Origin of the sequence: Sporichthya polymorpha DSM 43042 (genome assembly GCF_000384115.1) — a bacterium.
Lineage (GTDB): Bacteria > Actinomycetota > Actinomycetes > Sporichthyales > Sporichthyaceae > Sporichthya > Sporichthya polymorpha.
The window spans coordinates 5377327-5392474 of record NZ_KB913029.1 but is presented as its reverse complement, the minus strand read 5'-3'; the positions used below and the strand labels follow the sequence as shown (position 1 = coordinate 5392474).

The window sequence follows — 15148 nt, the reverse complement described above, 5'->3', positions numbered from 1 at the left end:
CCCATCCAGTCCGCCGTGCCGGGGCCAGTTTTCCCCCGGTGATCGACTTCCCAGGTTACGCGTTCGGGGTGCCCAGCCGGGCGTAGAGGGCGCGATACGTCTCCGCCAGCCGGTCCCAGGTGAACCGCTCGGCCACGACGTCCCGCGCGGCCGCCGCCAACTCCGCGCACCGGGAGGAATCGGTGCGCAACCGCTCCAAACCGGCGGCCAGGGACTCCGCGTCACCCGGCCGGACCAGCTCGGCCGCCACTCGCCCGGGCGTCGGGCCGCTGCGCTCGTCGACGAGCTCGCGGAGCGCAGGAAGATCCGAAAGGACCAGCGGCCGGCCCGCGGCCATGGCCTCCAGCGGTTTGAGCGGGGTCACCAGCCGGGTCACCCGCAGGTCGAGACGGGGGCAGACGAAGACGTCCAGGGCGGCGACCACGCGCAGCGCCACGTCGGGGGCGACCTGACCGGGCATCAGCAGGTGCTCCGGCCCCAGACCGAGCTCGGCGGCGAGCTTGTCGAGGGTCGACCGGAACGGCCCGCCCCCGACCAGGAGCACCCGGACCTTCGCCCCGCGGTCCCGCAGCAGGGCGGCGGCCTGGAGCAGGACGTCGAAGCCCTCGTACGCGGCGAGCTTGGACACGGTGCCGACGACGAACTCGTCGTCGGCGAGGCCCCACTCGCGGCGCGCGGCCGGTCGGTCGTGATGCTGCGTCAGAAGTGCTGCGTCGACGGCGTTCGGGGTCAGCACGATCTTCTCGGCCGGAATCCCGCGGTTCAGGATCTCGGCGCGCATGGTCTCCGACAGCGTCGCGACCAGGTCGGCCTCGGCCATGATCGCGGTGTCGCGGTCCCGGTGCAGACGCATGCGTTCGGGCATCGTCGCCTCGAGGTCCGCGTTCGGGTCGAGCGCGGCCCCGGCGGCCCAGGACTCCTCGAGGAAGCCGCGGATCTCGTAGAGCACCGGCAGCCCGGTCCGCTCGCGGACGGCCAGGGCGACGGTGCCGTTGCGGTGGTCGGTCGCGGCGTGCAGGACGCTCGGGCGCAGCGTGCGCACGAGCTCGGTCGCGGCGTCCGCGCCGCGCTGCAGGCGACGGTCGGCCTCGGCCGGGATCCGGCCGGTGGGGATCAGGCGGTGGTAGACGATCCCGTCGATCGTCTCCGCCGGCGCCGCCTCCGGGTGGCCGTCGCGGGCGGGCCAGCCCCACTGGGTGACCGCGACCGGGTCCAGCCCGGCCGCCCGCTGTGCGCGCAGGATGCGGTGCGTCCGCAGTGTGTAGCCCGCCTGGGCGTAGGGGAGCGCGTTGGTGACGAGGTGCAGCACGCGGCCGGGCGTCCCGACCACGCGCTCGCCGCCGCGGGAGGGCACCGGGTCCTTGCCGTAGGCGCGCAGTTCCCCCTCGTAGCGCCGGCGGAGGCGGTCGCCCGCCGGGAGCAGCGCGACGGCCGCGGAGAGCTCACCCGCCCGGGCGAGTGCCCGGGCGCGGTCGCGGGTCTGCCCGGCCGCGGTGCGGGGGAGCCGGTTCAGTCCGGGGAGGCGGGCGGGGTCCTCGGTGATGCGGTCACGGACGACCCGGGCGGTCAGCGCGGGCCGCGTCAGGGCCCCGCGCAGCAGGGGACCGACGAGAGCCCGGAGCGCGTTCACCGGCGCAAGTATGCTCGGTGCCCGTGAGGGGTGGCGTTCGGACACGGATCGGATTTCGGGCATGACGTGCATCGCGGTCGTCGGGGCCGCCAAGTCGGGCACGTCGGCGCTGTTCGCGGCCGTCCGCAACGTGGGCGACTGGCTGGCCATCTACGAGATGAACAACGAGCGTCAGCTCGCGTTCCTGACGAACCATCCGGCACCGCAGCGGATGACGAAGATCCTCGTGCGCCGGGTCGTCGAGCGGAACCTGGACCTGACCGCGTTCGACAAGCAGGTCTACCTCGTCCGTGACCCGCGGGACATGCTCATCAGCTGGATGCTGTTCCGCCCGCTGCTGCACGGCAGCGCGCGTGACGACGACTTCTGGAACGAGTTCCTCGCCGCGCTGCGGAAGAAGGAGGCCGACCCGGCGTCGGTGTCGATCGCCGACCTGGAGGCCATCTATCTGCGCCGTTCGATGGACATGCCGTTCTCGCGTCGGCTCAAGCGCGGCTTCTTCGACCAGAAGCAGGTGCTGACGCAGTACCCGGACATGCACGTACTGCGCTACGAGGACTTCCTCGACGGCAAGGTCGACGCGGTCTCCGAGTACCTCGGCATCCCGATCGCGACGAAGGTTCGCCTCGGTGAGCACAGCGGCTACAACGAGCGCAGCAAGTCCGCCGGCGGCTGGCGCCACTGGTTCACCCCGGGCGACGTCGAGACCTACCGCGAGCTCTTCGAGCCGCAGCTGGCCAAGTACGACTACGACCTCGACTGGACGCTGGCCGCGGACCCGCAGATCAACCCCGCGACGTCGTCGGAGTACCTGGAGCGCAACCGGAACCGGCCGCAGCTGATCGGCAACGGTCCCGAGCAGTTCCTCCCGGCGGAGAAGTACGACGAGGAGCGCTTCGCGGTGCTCCGCTCCGGCGTGCAGGACGGCCGCGAGGCCGCGATGATCGAGCTCGCGCTGGTCTACCTCCGTGGGGTGCACCAGCCGCAGGACCTCGCCGCGGCGAAGGAACTGCTCGAGGACGCCGCGGCCCGCGGCAACGCGTACGCGATGGTCCACCGGGGCCTCGGCGCCCGGTACCGCGTCCCGGGCTGGGGGACCGACCCGGGTCCGTTCTTCTCGAAGGCCGCGTCGGTCGCCGGCCGCAAGCGGACCGACCAGATCATCCTCGCGCTCGACCCGGCCTGGCGGCAGCACGTGCTCCCGGCCGCGGGCAAGGCGCGGCCGTTCGCGGTCCCGACGGAGCGAATCCGGCTGCAGCTGGCGGACGGGCTCGCCCGCGCCAAGGCGCTGCGGTCGAAGCTGCAGGAGCGCGTCGGGCGCTGAGCCTCAGCCCTGGACGGCCGCCACCGAGACGCCGTCCTTGGCCTCCTGGCGACGGCGGAGCAGGTCCTTCTGCTGCCGCCGGAGCCGCCGGGCGCGGTGCTCGACGTCGGCCTGGATGGTGCGGAGCACGCCCTTCGGCGACGGCCGGGCGCCCTTCGGCACCTCGTAGCCGAGAGAACGCAGCCGGCGGCCCGACATCGCGTTCATCAGCTCGGCCTCCCAGGGCTGGAAGCGCTCCTGCCAGCGGCCGATGCTGCTCGTCGTCACCTCACCGGCGAGCTTGCCCGCGAGCGGCCGCCCGTCGACGGTGGCGTCGGAGCCCACCTCCGAGGGAGTGAGCATCTCGGGCGCGAAGTCCTCCCCGAGGAAGTTGCACAGCTCCTTGAGGACGGGCTCGGGGTCGCTGACGAGGGCCTCGTAGCGGATCTCCATCCACTGCCCGGACGGCACGCGCTTCGCGGCGCGGCGGCCGTAGTCGATCGCGCGGTTCCACTGGGCGATCGCCTCGGGGGTGTCGCGCTTGGACCAGCGCTGCCGGGTCAGGGACGCGGCGGCGTCGCGGCCGTCGCGGACCATGTTGACCAGCTGCGCGTTCGGGTACAGCCGCAGCAGGTCGTCGACGTGCTCGATGTAGGTGGGGAACTTGTCGCCCCAGCGCGGCTTGTCGAAGCGCGCGGCGTACTGCTCGAACGTCGCGGACAGCGCGGACCCGATCGTGGGCGGCGCGGCGACGATGGCCTCGATCGTGGTCTTCCGGTCGATGCCGAGGCGGTCGAACTGGCCCTGCTTGCCGGTGATGAACTCGGCGAGCTTGCGCCGGTTCGCCTCCTGCGTGAGGTCGCCGAAGCGCTCGCGCTCGTAGTAGCTGCGGAGCACGAAGCGCGTCTCCGGCGGGACGGCGATCCGCGGGTGCGAGAGCAGCATCAGCCGCATCAGCGTCGTTCCGGAGCGCGGGCACCCCATGACCAGGACAGGACGTTCGGCACGCGCATTCGACACGCGCAGCAGGCTATCGGTTCGTTCCTGGCAAGGTCCTGAGATGTTCGCGTGCGGCGCCTGAATTGGGCAGAAGTCGCCCACGACGTCCGTACGGTCGTGTGACATGGCGAACCGATCCGCGGACACCGGCCAGTCGGCCGGCCTGAGCGTGGTCGTGGTGGGCGCCGCCAAGTCCGGTACCTCCGCCCTGTTCTCGGCCATCCGGAGCTCCGGGCACTGGCTCGCCATCTACGAGACCAACCACCAGGGCCAGGTCCACTTCCTGACGACCCATTCGGCACCGCGACGCGTGACGAAGGTGCTGCTGAGCCGCGTGGTCGAGCGCGGCCTCGACCTGACCGGCTTCGACCACCGCGTCCACATCGTCCGCGACCCGCGGGACATGCTCGTCAGCTGGATGCTCTTCCGTCCGCTGCTCGGCGGGTCCGCGCGCAATCCGGAGTTCCTCTCGGAGTTCTGCGGGGCGCTGCGGCGGAAGGAGGCCGATCCCCGGTCGGTTCCGCTCGCCGAGCTCGAGGACGTGTACCGCCGGCACGGCGTCGGGCGCCCGTTCGCGGAGCGCTTCGAGCGCGCCTTCGCCGACGAGGACGCCGTGTGCGAGCGGTACCCGGACCTGCACCGCATCCGGTACGAGGACTTCCTCGCCGGCGAGGTCGCGGATCTCGCTCGGCAGCTCGGGGTGCCCGTCCGCACCGAGGTCAGCGTGGGGCAGCACATCGCCCACAACGAGCGGGCCAAGACCGCGGGCGGATGGCGGCACTGGTTCACCCCGAGCGACGTCGACACCTACCGGCCGCTGTTCGAGGCCCAGCTCCGGCGGCACGACTACGACCTGGACTGGACGCTCGAAGCCGCGCCGCGGATCGACCCGGAGACGGGGTCGCGGTACGTCGAGAAGAACCTGGAACGTCCGCGACTCGTGGGTGCCGGCCGGCCGGAGATGCTCGCCCGGGCCGACTACACCCCCGAGCGCATCGCGTTGCTGGTCTCGGGCGTCGCCGACGGTCGCGAGGCGGCGATGGTGGAGCTCGCCCTGGTCCACCTGCGCGGGCTGGGCAGCGCGCAGGACTTCGGCGCCGCCCGGGAGCTGCTCGCGGACGCGGCCGCCCGGGGCAACGGCTACGCGATGATCCACCTCGGTCTCGCGGCGAGATACCGGGTCCCCGGGTTCGGCAAGGCGTCCGGTGCGTACTTCCGGCAGGCCGTCGAGGTGATGGGCCGCCGGCGCGCGACCCGCCTGATCGGCGAGCTCAACCGCGGGTGGCAGCAGCACGTCCTGCCGGCCACGTCCACGGCTTCCGGGCTCGCGGCGCTGCCGCACCGGTGGCGCATTCGGGGGCGCCGCGGCTCGCGGACCTTCGCGATCTCGGGCTGACAGCCGGCGGGCCTGCTGGGCTCCGGCCGCTCGGCGCCCACTACACTGCCGCCGATGGACGCGGAGATCCTGCACGTACTCGGAGCGCGTCCCAACTTTCCCAAGGCCGCCCCGGTGATCCGGGCGCTCGACGCCCTCGCGATCCCCGGCCTGACGCAGCAGATCGTCCACACCGGTCAGCACTACGACGCGTTGATGTCCGACGTGTTCTTCGCCGACCTCGGGCTGCCGGAGCCGGTGGCCAACCTCGGCGTCGGCTCGGGCAGCCACGGCAAGCAGACCGGCGCCCTGCTGGCCGGGCTCGAGGACCTGATCGCGGAGCGCCGCCCCGAGCTCGTGCTCGTCTACGGCGACGTGAACTCCACCCTCGCCGCGGCGCTGGTGTGTTCGAAGATGGGCGTCCCGTTCGGCCACGTCGAGGCCGGCCTGCGCTCGTTCGACCGGACGATGCCGGAGGAGATCAACCGGATCGTCACGGACTCCCTCGCCGACCTGCTCTTCGCCACCAGCCCCGAGGCGATCGGCCTGCTCGGGCAGGAGGGCATCAGCCCGGACAAGGTCCACCTCGTCGGCAACCCGATGATCGACAGCCTGTTCGCCGCGCTGCCCAAGCTCGACGCCGCGGCGATGCGCGCCCGCTTCAGCCTGCCGGAGCGCTACGGCGTCGCGACCCTGCACCGGCCGGGCAACGTCGACGACGTCGCCTCCGCGCGTGAACTTGTCGAGGCGGTCAACGAGGTCAGTCGCATGCTGCCGATCGTGCTGCCGCTGCACCCGCGTGGCCGGGCGACGCTGGCCGAGGCGGGGCTCGTCGCCACGCCCGACCTGCAGATCGTCGACCCGCTCGGCTACCTCGACTTCATGTCGCTGGTGCGCGGCGCCGCCCTGGTGCTCACCGACTCCGGTGGCGTCCAGGAGGAGACGACGGCGCTGAAGGTGCCGTGTCTGACGGCCCGTCCGAACACCGAGCGTCCGATCACCACGACCCACGGCACCAACAAGCTCGTGACGCCGGCGACGATGGTCGCCGCCGCGAAGGAGGCGCTGTCCGCCGAGGCCGAGTGGCCGCCGGAGGGCCCGCCGCTGTGGGACGGTCAGGCCGGCCCGCGCATCGCGCACGTCCTCAAGCGCTGGCTCGCCGCCCGCCACTGACCCGGTCGGGGTCGCCGTCGGACGTGTACCGCAGCTCCGGGCGGCGGCGCAGCTCGGCGAGCACCGCTTCGGCGGCGGAGAGCCCGGCGGCGAGGCGCGGGATCGCGTAGGGGTCGAACGCCGTCGCGAACGGGGAGAGCGCCGCCGTGCGTCCGGTGCCGAAGACGGCGGCGAACTCGTACGGGACGCCGTTGTACGACCCGCGCCAGGCGAGTTCGGGATTGCGCGGCAGGTGGCCGTACGGCGTCGCGAACGTCCGGACCTGGTAGCCGGGGACCGCGGCGTCGATGTCGGCGAGATTGGCGCCGATCTGCTCCTGCACGGCGAGGTCGTCGAGGTGCTGCAGCTCCGGGTGCGACTGGGTGTGCGCCCCGATCTCGTAGCCGTTGGCGGCGAGCCAGGGCAGGACGTCCGGGTCGTTGAACGGGATGCGGTTGGTGACAACGAAGAACGTCGCGGTGGGGCGGAAGTCCGGGTGCGCGCGGCCGAACGCCTCGAGAATGCCGAGTGCGGTGTTCGGCTCCGGTTCGCCGTCCGGACCGATCTGGGCCTGGCCGGCCGAGGAGTCGTCGAAGGTCAGCACGACCGGGTGCGTGCCGACGGGCAGGTCGATGTTCCCGGCGACGTAGTCCGCCGCGGTGACGGGCCGGTAGCCCTCGGCGTGGAGCCGGCGCAGGTCCGCGCGGAACTGCGCGGGCGTCCGGTCCGACGGGGCGCGGGCCTCGGGCCGGATCTGGTGGTACATCAGAATCGGGATCTGGCCGAGCTCGTCGATCCCGCCCGCGGCGGGGACGCGGGTGGCGGGGACGCGGGTGGCGGGGGACGGCGTCGGGCTGGGTTCGGCCGCCCGGGAGTCGTCGCCACCGCCGCAGGCCCCGAGCAGGGCGAGGCCGAGGACGAACGCCGCGGCTCGGGTCCCTCGGGCCACGTTCAGCTCTTCGGAGCCCCGGTCAGCAGGTCCGCGAAGGTGCCGCAGACGACCGGGAGGTCGAACGCGGCGGTGACCTGACGCTGTGCCTCGGCGCGCCGGTCCTCCCAGGTCCCCTCGGCGGTCACCGTGCGGATCTCCGCCGCGATCGCGGCCGCCGAGTCGTGCACCCACTCCTCGGCGTAGACCGTGCGCGCGCCCGGCCAGGGCAGGACCGCGGGCACCGCGCCGGAGGCCATGCCCTCGGCGGGGGAGAGGTGGAAGCTCTCGTCGTCACTGGTCGAGAGCACCCAGCCGATGCCCCGTAACCAGGCCGGCACGTCCGGCCCGAAGCCGTCGAAGACCACCGCGTCGCGCAGGTTCGGGTCCGTTCGGATGCGGCGCATCAGGTCGTCGACGTGCGCGCGCTCGGCGGGCTGCTTCCAGACCCACCAGTAGTCCCAGGCCTGCTTGCTCTTCACGAACAGGTGGAAGCGCTTGTCGTCCCGGCGGAGTTCGGAGAGGACGTCGAGCGCGAGGTCCATCCGCTTGCGGGCGGGGGCGATGCCGATCATGCCCAGGTGGAACTGAGCACCCGTCAGCTTCGGGCGGTCGAGCTGCGCACCGTCGACCCAGTTCGGGACCACGACGATCTTCTCCGTCGGCCACCTCGTGATCTGAGCGGTGAGGTCGGCGTAGTGCCGGTTCACGCAGACGACGGTGTCGACGTTGCGGATCTTCACCTGCTTGACGTAGTTCGTGAACAGCTCGAACCGGTGCAGGCGGATGATCAGGCGCTGGTTGGACCGCTTGTGCTTCGAGTACCAGATCGCGTTGCCGCCGCACCACTCGCAGATGATGACGTCGGCCCAGTCGAGCAGTTCCCGGCTGCGCTCCTTGTCGTGGCGGCCCAGGGTCTCCCAGTTGTCCATGCGGAGCTCGACGCCGGGGAGCGCGGCCAGGTAGTCCGCGATGCGGGTGAAGAACTTCATGTCGTGCCCGGCGACCACGACGCGCAGCGGGCGCGCGCCGGCGGCGGGCAGGTTCGGCCGGGCCGAGGGGAAGGCGCGCTCGAGCAGCGTGGACATGCGCTCGGTCGCCTTCGTCATCGTGTGCTGCGCGGCGGCGGCACCCGTGCGCTCGCGGGCGAGGGCGTACCTGGCGGGGTCGGTCGCGACACCGGCGATCAGGCCGACGACCTCGGCGAGGCCGTGGTCCGGGCCGTCCGCGCCGATGCCGTCGACGAACAGCGGGTAGTCGGGCCCGAGCAGCCGCTCGTGCATCGGCGTCCGGTTGAGCACGGCCGGCAGGCCGAGGACGCCGTACTCCAGGACCTTGGTCGAGAGCTCGAGGCTGTCGTCGAGGTCCGCGTCCCGCCAGGACAGGCCGACGTGCGCGGCGCCGGCGAGCTGCATCGCCTTCTCGCGCGGCTGCCCGCCGTGCCAGACGACGCCCTTGCCCGACTCCAGTGCGGATTGCATCCGCTCCTTGTACGTCGGGTCCTTCGGGTCGTCGTGGACCTTGTCGCCGACCATGTGCAGCTCGGCGTTGACCCCGCGGGCGGCGAGCTGCTCGGGCAGCGCCGCCATCTCGAGGGTGTTCCACCGCGGCGCGTACTTGCCGGTGTAGACGAGCTTGAGGGTGCTGTCCGCGGACGGCGGGGGCGGCGACTCGACGCCGGTCACCTCCGGCGCGACCGGCGGGAAGAGCACCGAGCGGCCGCAGGCCTCGGGCACCAGGCCCTCGAAGAACCCGCGGAGCTCCTCGGTCTGGCAGAGCAGGAAGCGGGACGCCTTCGCGATCGCGGTCAGTTGGCTGACGGCCTCCGGCGTCGCCTCGACCACGGACTGCGGGACGTCGGTGAGGTAGGTCCAGAGCCGGCCCGTCGCGACGTCGTCGGCGACGAGGCGGGACACCGCGGGCAGGCCGCGCACGACCACGAGGTCGTAGGGCGCCTTGGTGTCCAAGGCTTTCAGGACCTGCGAGACCTGAGGCGGCGTCAGACCGTTGGACTTGCCGTTCGCGAGTTCGGGCAGTAGCGCGTCCTCGAACGGCTTCACGAGCGTGACGTTCGGCAGCGCCGCGAGGGGAGCGGTGAGGCGATCGGTCTTGATCGGCGCCTTGAGCACCAGGTCGACCTGACACCCGGCGTTCGACAGCGTCTGGACGATCCCCTGAACCCAGATGGCCGAGCCGTCGATCAGGTTGAGGTCGACGTGGCCGTAGACCATTGCGCGGCGGGTCATGCGTTTTCCTCCACGACCCGCTCGGCCGGCAGGTCGAAGCCGAGGTCGAGCTGGGTGTTCAGCCGCGCGACGAGGGCGGGGCCGGCTTCGGCGTCGGTCAGGACGAGGTCGGCGTGCGTCGCCACGCGGTTGAGTCCGGGGCTGGCGTAGTGCGGCGAGTTCCACCAGACGACGACCGGGCGCCCCATCGCGCGCGCGGCCGTGATGATGTCGACCAGGGCCTGGTCGCGCACCCCGTACGCACCCTGGGTCGTGTAGGCCCACGGGCCGGGCGCGCCGAGCGCGGCCGACTCGATGAGCACCACGTCGGGGTCGGTGCGCGTCACGATGCCCTCGCCGTCGTGGGGGAGCAGCTTGTTCACGACCGCGTGCGGGGTGGCGGCCTCGCCGCGCAGCGCGGGTGCGGTGTCCGCGGTGAGGATGCCCGCGATCACCGGGACGGTCCGTGGCCCGATCGCCATCGCGGTGTGGGTCAGGTAGAGCAACCCGGCGTCGATGTCGTCGAGCTCGTTGACCTGGCGGGCCGCGAGGCCGCGGTTCGGCACGGACGCCGCCGGCGCCGCGTCGCCGCCCTTGCGCGACCGGCCGGCCCGGCCCTTCCACATGCCCCACAGGTCCGCCGGGAGGGTCTTCGCCTTGCGCGGGTTGCGGGCCGCGTTCACCAGGGTCCGGCCGACGACGTAGGTCGCAGAGGACTCCAGGGCGGAGATCCGCGCCTCCAGCGACTGGATCCGCCGGTCCCGACCCGCGAGCGCCCGCTCGTACCGGGCCGTCGCCGCGGCCCCGCTCATGACGTCGATGTCCTCGTCGTCGTCCGGCTCCGCCGCCGGGAGCCCGGAGTGCGCCTCGACGCAGGTCAGCAGCGCCGCTCCCACGACGGTGTCGTCCTGGCTGTCGGCGCTGTCCAGCGCGCCCGCGGCGACCAGCTGCAGCGTCCCCCCGCGAGGGATCAGGTGCAGCGGCACCGGCTCGCCGGCGTCGGTCGAGAGCAGCAGCACCCGCGCCCCCGCCTGCAACCGGTCCGCGATCCCCGCGACCGGCGCGTCGGCCAGGACGACCAGCGTCCCCGGCCCGAACCGCTCGTCGTCCGCGGCCGGCCGGGCCTTCAGCCCACCCGGCAGCTCGACCGCCGGGCCACTGAGCTGGACCACGGCCTGGACGCCCGTGAGGTGCGGAGTCAGCAGGTCGGATAGCTGCACGGGCACGCCGAAATCCTCCGCGCGGCTGCGCTGGTCAGGGGCCGAAAGATCGCTTCAGCCTAGGTGGTGCGGAAGGGGGGACTTGAACCCCCACGCCCGAAGGCACCAGATCCTAAGTCTGGCGCGTCTGCCAATTCCGCCACTTCCGCGTACCGACGAGGGTAGGGCAGCGGGGGACCGCGGCCGCCCGTCATCGCCCCGGGAGCCTCAGGCTGCTGGCTCGTCGGGTCCGTAGCGGGGTGCTGGTCGCTCCTCCCCGGGTGCTCGGGGCCGGCCGGGTGGGTCGGGCTCGATCAGGGGTGGGATCTCGACGTCGTAGCCGACGCCGAGGCGGGTGATCCAGCGGACTCGGTCGTGGCCGAGCCGGATGAGTTGCCACCCGCCTTTGGTCTTGAGGTCGTGGTCGTGCTCGCAGAGCGGGCCGAGGTTCCCGGCCAGGGTCAGTCCCCCGCGGGCGTGGTCGATCGTGTGGTCGATCTCGGACCGCGCGGCGGGGAGCCGGCAGCCGGGGGCCTGGCAGGTCGTCATCCGCAGCTGGGTGTCCCGGCGTAGTCCTTGGCGGGGGAAGCGCCGCCGGGCGTCGTCGTCCGGGTCCTCCGGGGCGGGCTCGTTCTCGGCGCCGGCGGTCGCGAGGAGGTGTTGGCGGCCGATCTCGACCAGCACGGCCCGCCAGGTGGGGACGTGTTCACCGGTGACGGTGCCGTCGAGCAGCGCTTGCAGGAGGGTGGCGGGGATGAGCAGGTCGACGATGCCGTGGTCACTGGTCCGGCGTCGTTCCCAGTCGACCGGCCGCGGGCTGACGAGGCCGGAGCTGACCGCGTACCCGTCGGGGCCGGTGACCGCGAACCGCCACTGGCCCGCCGCCAGTCGGTGGGCAAGGTCGCGGGCGTACTCGGCGTGCACCGGGCCCTGCCCGGCCAGCTCGGCCGGGTCCCGGTCCAACCCGAGCAGGGTGGAGACCTTCGCGGTCAGCTGCACCCCGTGGTGCGGAGACACCGCGCTCGGGGCGGGCTCCGGCTCGGGCGCCGCCTCCGGCCCGGGCGCTGCCTCCGGCTCGGCCTCGGGCTCGGGCTCGGGCGCTGCCTCCGGCTCGGGCTCCGGCTCGGGCGCCGGCTCCGGCTCAGGCTCGGGTTCGGGCTCTGGCGGGAACTCCTCGCCCATCTCCTCGTCGGTCGGGCGTGTGGTGGCGAGGTGGGCGAGGATCGCCTCGTCGGTGAACCCGGCGTAGGTGCCGTCCAGCAGGTTGAGGGCGATCTCCGAGCGCAGGTGATCCAGCGGTCGCGGGTCCCCGGTTCGTTTGGCGTCGTCAGCGAGCTTCCGCACCCGCGCGATCGCGGCGGCGACCCGGGCGGGGTCCTGGTTCTGCGCGGCCATGGTGGCGGTGCCGTCCTCGTTGCGCCAGGAGATGACCCGCCGTTCCCGGTGGGCTTCGGTGAACCGGCGCAGCGCCCAGTCCGGGTCGAGCTGGATGCCGAGTTTGCGGCACCGCGCGGCGAGCTGCTCACTGGTCCAGGGCCGGTCGGCGTCGATCGAGCAGTGCCCGAGGACCTCATCGATCACGGTGTTGGCGTGCTCGTCGCTCATGTCCCGGACCCAGAAGTGGATCACCCGGGCCCGTTCGATGCTCAACTCGCCGGCGGCCATGGCGGCGTGCAACTTGGGGAAGCGCCGCACGACGGCCCAGGCGAAGTCGAGCAGCTCATTCGCGGTATAGCCCGAGATGTGCAGGGCGGTGCGGACCTCATCGGCGCCCCACCGGTCCGGGGCCGCCAGGCGCACGATCTCCTCCTGCGAGTCCAGGCCCCGGGACCCGACCTCGGCCACCATCGCCAACCGCACCGCGTCGGCGGCGTTGGTCTGCCGCTGCGCCGCCCGCAGCACCGCGACCGTCTCGGCCCCGGTCATCGACGCGCACTCGGCCTCACTCGGCCTCAGGCCGAGCGAGACCTGCCACGCACTCGGCGTGGGTGCTGCTGCCGTCGATGTCCCCGTCATCACGAATGAACCTAGCGGGCACCACCGACAGTCCATTTTCGACGGGATCGAGGCGCGGGGGCGGAGGAGCGGAGGAGCGGAGGAGCGGAATCCGCGGTGCCACAACGCCTCTGACGCCCCATCAACACCACGCGACCCCCATTGAAGATGTCATCTCCAACGGGTTGTGGATAACCCCGACGAAAGGGTGACACCCCATTACTCGGGAGTACGGGGTGTCGGCGCCCCTTCTCGACCACGGGTGCGGCGGGCCAACTGACCGACGGGGTCGTTCGTTGAGTCGGATTCAGCGGTCGGCCGAGTTCGACCCACCAGAGGGTCAGACCTCCAGGTCGCGCAGCAGGCGCTCGACGTGGCCGGTGGCCTTCACGCCGTACATCGCCTTGGTCAGCTTGCCCTTGGGATCGATGACGAACGTGCTCCGGATGACGCCGGTGACCGTCTTGCCGTACATCTGCTTCTCGCCGAAGGCGCCGTAGGCGGTGAGGACGGACTTGTCCGGGTCCGAGAGCAGCGGGAACGGCACGTTGTCCCGGTCGCGGAACTTCGCGAGCTTGGCCTCTGAGTCGGGGGAGAGGCCGAGGACGACGTAGCCGGCGTCGGTGAGCCGGGCGAAGTTGTCCCGGAAGTCGCAGGCCTGCTTGGTGCAGCCCGGGGTCATCGCCGCCGGGTACGCGTAGAGGATGACCGTCCGGCCTCGGTAGTCCTTGAGCTTGTGCTTCTTGCCGTCGGCGTCGGTCAGCGTGAAGTCGGGTGCGGTGTCCCCGGGGGACAGGCGGACGTTCGCCACGGCGCGGCTCCTCGGTCAGGTGTCTGATCGCACATCTGATCAGGACGAGGAATCCATCCTGTCCCCTGGGCGCGCGCGACCCGCGTCGGGTCCCGTCGGCGGACACTCGGCGGGCGCGGCGTGCGGGGCGTCCGGCGTGATTTGTCCGGAACCTGACAGACTGCGCGGGTCCACGCAGGTGAAGGAGGCGAGCGTCGTGGCGAAGAGCGGGGCACCGGAGTCGGGGGGCGCGAACGCCCGTCTCGAGGCGCAGATCGAAGAGGCGCGCAACAACCTCGCCGAGACCATCGACGCGATCGCCGAACGGGTGGCACCGAAGAATGTGGCCGCCGAGGCGAAATCGAAAGCGCGATCTTTCGTCGTGAATGAGGACGGATCGCTGCGAACCGACCGCATGGTCAAAATTGCCGCGGTCGCCGGGATTGTCCTCGTCATCGGGCTCTGGCGGCGCTACCACTGACCGGGTTTCGCCCGACTTGAGGGCCTTTGGGCCCGAGTTTTCGCAGGTCAGAAGACCTGGAACCGAACGGCCCAACGTCACGTCAAAGGCGGGACAGTTCATCGCCCGATCTGGGGAATCGCGGCGGCGGGCTTTCTTCAGGGGAAATACGCTGCATCTCGGTGTCCGCAGCAAGAAGCTTTGATTCCAGGGGTGGGATTTTCATGTCCAGCATCAACGCGGCTGCGATTGCGGCCAAGCACCGTGGCAACGCCGAGGGTTCGGTCCGGGTTCTCGGGCAGACCGCGGCTGTGGCCGGTATCTCCGGCGCTCTGCTCCTCGCACTCAAGGCGATGGTTCTCGTCTCGCCGGCCGTCCTGCCGGGCAGCGACGGTCTCGACGCGCTGGGTCGTCCCAACGCCGTGACCGCGCCGGTCGAGCCCGCGCCGGTCGTCTTCGAGCCGGCCTCGAACAGCGCCCCCGTCGGCGCCTCCGAGCGCACCGCTCCGACCGTCACCCGCACCGTCGTGCTCCCGACGCCGACCACCACCAAGCCGGTCGTGGTCGACAAGCCGAGCACCACGCCGACCAAGCCGAACACGCCGTCGACCCCGTCGACGCCGTCGAAGCCCGCCGACACGTCCAGCTCGGTCGGCACCGTCACCAAGCCGGTCACGGACCTGGTCGACGGCGTCCTGCCGGGTGTCGGCACCACCGTCGGCGGCGTGGTCGACACTGTCGGCGGCACCGCGGACGGCCTGGTCGACACCGTCAACGGCACGACCGGCAACCTGCTCAAGCCCGTCACCGACACGCTCGGCGTCGGCTCGAGCCAGGAGGCCAAGCAGGGCCTGGTTCCGTCGCTGGGCAACACCGTCGGCGGCGTGGTCGGCACCGTCACCGGCTCGACCGGTACCAGCGGTCAGCAGAGCGGCGGCCTGCTCGGCGGCGGGGGCCTCCTCGGCACCGGCCTGCTCGGCAAGAAGTGACCTCCGCGTACGTGATCTGACGCACGCGTCCGGGACCCCGCAGCTTCGGCTGCGGGGTTCCGTCGTTTAACCGGCGTTCGGGTGCCCGGGCGCACCGCCTACG

12 protein-coding genes and 1 tRNA gene are annotated in these 15148 nt (G+C 72.1%); 5 read left to right on the top strand and 8 right to left on the bottom strand.

What is annotated here, in order from left to right:
* Positions 1-55: 55 nt before the first annotated feature.
* Entirely contained in the window at positions 56-1630 is a 1575-nt protein-coding gene (locus tag SPOPO_RS31750; protein WP_019878151.1) for a glycosyltransferase family 4 protein, read from the bottom strand.
* A 61-nt stretch (positions 1631-1691) separates the two neighbouring features.
* Between SPOPO_RS31750 and SPOPO_RS0126010 the strand changes: the two genes are divergently transcribed.
* Complete coding sequence (locus SPOPO_RS0126010; RefSeq protein ID WP_019878150.1) at positions 1692-2954, top strand: sulfotransferase domain-containing protein; 1263 nt, start codon at positions 1692-1694, stop codon at positions 2952-2954.
* A 3-nt stretch (positions 2955-2957) separates the two neighbouring features.
* Here SPOPO_RS0126010 and SPOPO_RS31745 read toward each other — a convergent pair whose 3' ends face one another.
* The gene (locus tag SPOPO_RS31745) at positions 2958-3953 is read right to left on the bottom strand and encodes a sulfotransferase family protein (protein ID WP_169577234.1); all 996 of its coding nucleotides are present in this window, start codon (positions 3951-3953) and stop codon (positions 2958-2960) included.
* A 103-nt stretch (positions 3954-4056) separates the two neighbouring features.
* Here SPOPO_RS31745 and SPOPO_RS0126000 point away from each other — a divergent pair, with 103 nt between their 5' ends.
* Positions 4057-5328: a sulfotransferase family protein gene (locus SPOPO_RS0126000; protein WP_019878148.1), complete on the top strand. Its 1272-nt coding sequence runs from the start codon at positions 4057-4059 to the stop codon at positions 5326-5328.
* 54 nt (positions 5329-5382) lie between these two features.
* Positions 5383-6480 carry a non-hydrolyzing UDP-N-acetylglucosamine 2-epimerase gene (gene wecB / locus SPOPO_RS0125995; RefSeq protein WP_084671566.1) on the top strand — a complete coding sequence of 366 codons (1098 nt, stop codon included), beginning with the start codon at positions 5383-5385 and terminating at the stop codon, positions 6478-6480.
* Here wecB and SPOPO_RS31740 read toward each other — a convergent pair.
* The 6 genes from SPOPO_RS31740 to bcp all read right to left on the bottom strand — a co-directional run bounded on the left by SPOPO_RS31740 (position 6452) and on the right by bcp (position 13617).
* A complete protein-coding gene (locus tag SPOPO_RS31740; RefSeq protein WP_019878146.1) occupies positions 6452-7408 on the bottom strand; it encodes a polysaccharide deacetylase family protein in 957 nt (318 codons plus the stop codon). The genes wecB and SPOPO_RS31740 overlap by 29 nt on opposite strands.
* A gap of 2 nt (positions 7409-7410) precedes the next feature.
* Positions 7411-9633 carry a glycosyltransferase family protein gene (locus tag SPOPO_RS0125985; RefSeq protein ID WP_028985128.1) on the bottom strand — a complete coding sequence of 741 codons (2223 nt, stop codon included), beginning with the start codon at positions 9631-9633 and terminating at the stop codon, positions 7411-7413.
* Complete coding sequence (locus SPOPO_RS0125980; protein ID WP_019878142.1) at positions 9630-10838, bottom strand: hypothetical protein; 1209 nt, start codon at positions 10836-10838, stop codon at positions 9630-9632. The genes SPOPO_RS0125985 and SPOPO_RS0125980 overlap by 4 nt, the downstream gene beginning before the upstream one ends.
* Before the next feature lie 58 nt (positions 10839-10896).
* Positions 10897-10981, bottom strand: a tRNA-Leu gene (locus SPOPO_RS0125975).
* Between the two features lie 58 nt (positions 10982-11039).
* Entirely contained in the window at positions 11040-12737 is a 1698-nt protein-coding gene (locus SPOPO_RS33335) for an HNH endonuclease signature motif containing protein (protein WP_019878141.1), read from the bottom strand.
* Between the two features lie 409 nt (positions 12738-13146).
* A complete protein-coding gene (gene bcp / locus SPOPO_RS0125965; protein WP_019878139.1) occupies positions 13147-13617 on the bottom strand; it encodes a thioredoxin-dependent thiol peroxidase in 471 nt (156 codons plus the stop codon).
* Between the two features lie 196 nt (positions 13618-13813).
* Between bcp and SPOPO_RS34940 the strand changes: the two genes are divergently transcribed.
* Positions 13814-14077, top strand: a complete 264-nt coding sequence (locus SPOPO_RS34940) for a DUF3618 domain-containing protein (protein ID WP_169577233.1) — start codon at positions 13814-13816, stop codon at positions 14075-14077.
* Between the two features lie 203 nt (positions 14078-14280).
* Positions 14281-15045 carry a hypothetical protein gene (locus tag SPOPO_RS0125955; protein ID WP_019878136.1) on the top strand — a complete coding sequence of 255 codons (765 nt, stop codon included), beginning with the start codon at positions 14281-14283 and terminating at the stop codon, positions 15043-15045.
* The last annotated feature ends 103 nt before the right edge of the window (positions 15046-15148 follow it).

Bases quoted from the DNA above. Each gene is read 5' to 3' on its own strand.
- SPOPO_RS0126010 (WP_019878150.1), top strand. From the start codon at position 1,692: ATGACGTGCATCGCGGTCGTCGGGGCCGCCAAGTCGGGCACGTCGGCG.
- SPOPO_RS0126000 (WP_019878148.1), top strand. From the start codon at position 4,057: ATGGCGAACCGATCCGCGGACACCGGCCAGTCGGCCGGCCTGAGCGTG.
- wecB (WP_084671566.1), top strand. From the start codon at position 5,383: ATGGACGCGGAGATCCTGCACGTACTCGGAGCGCGTCCCAACTTTCCC.
- SPOPO_RS0125985 (WP_028985128.1), bottom strand. From the start codon at position 9,633: ATGACCCGCCGCGCAATGGTCTACGGCCACGTCGACCTCAACCTGATC.
- SPOPO_RS33335 (WP_019878141.1), bottom strand. From the start codon at position 12,737: ATGACCGGGGCCGAGACGGTCGCGGTGCTGCGGGCGGCGCAGCGGCAG.
- SPOPO_RS0125955 (WP_019878136.1), top strand. From the start codon at position 14,281: ATGTCCAGCATCAACGCGGCTGCGATTGCGGCCAAGCACCGTGGCAAC.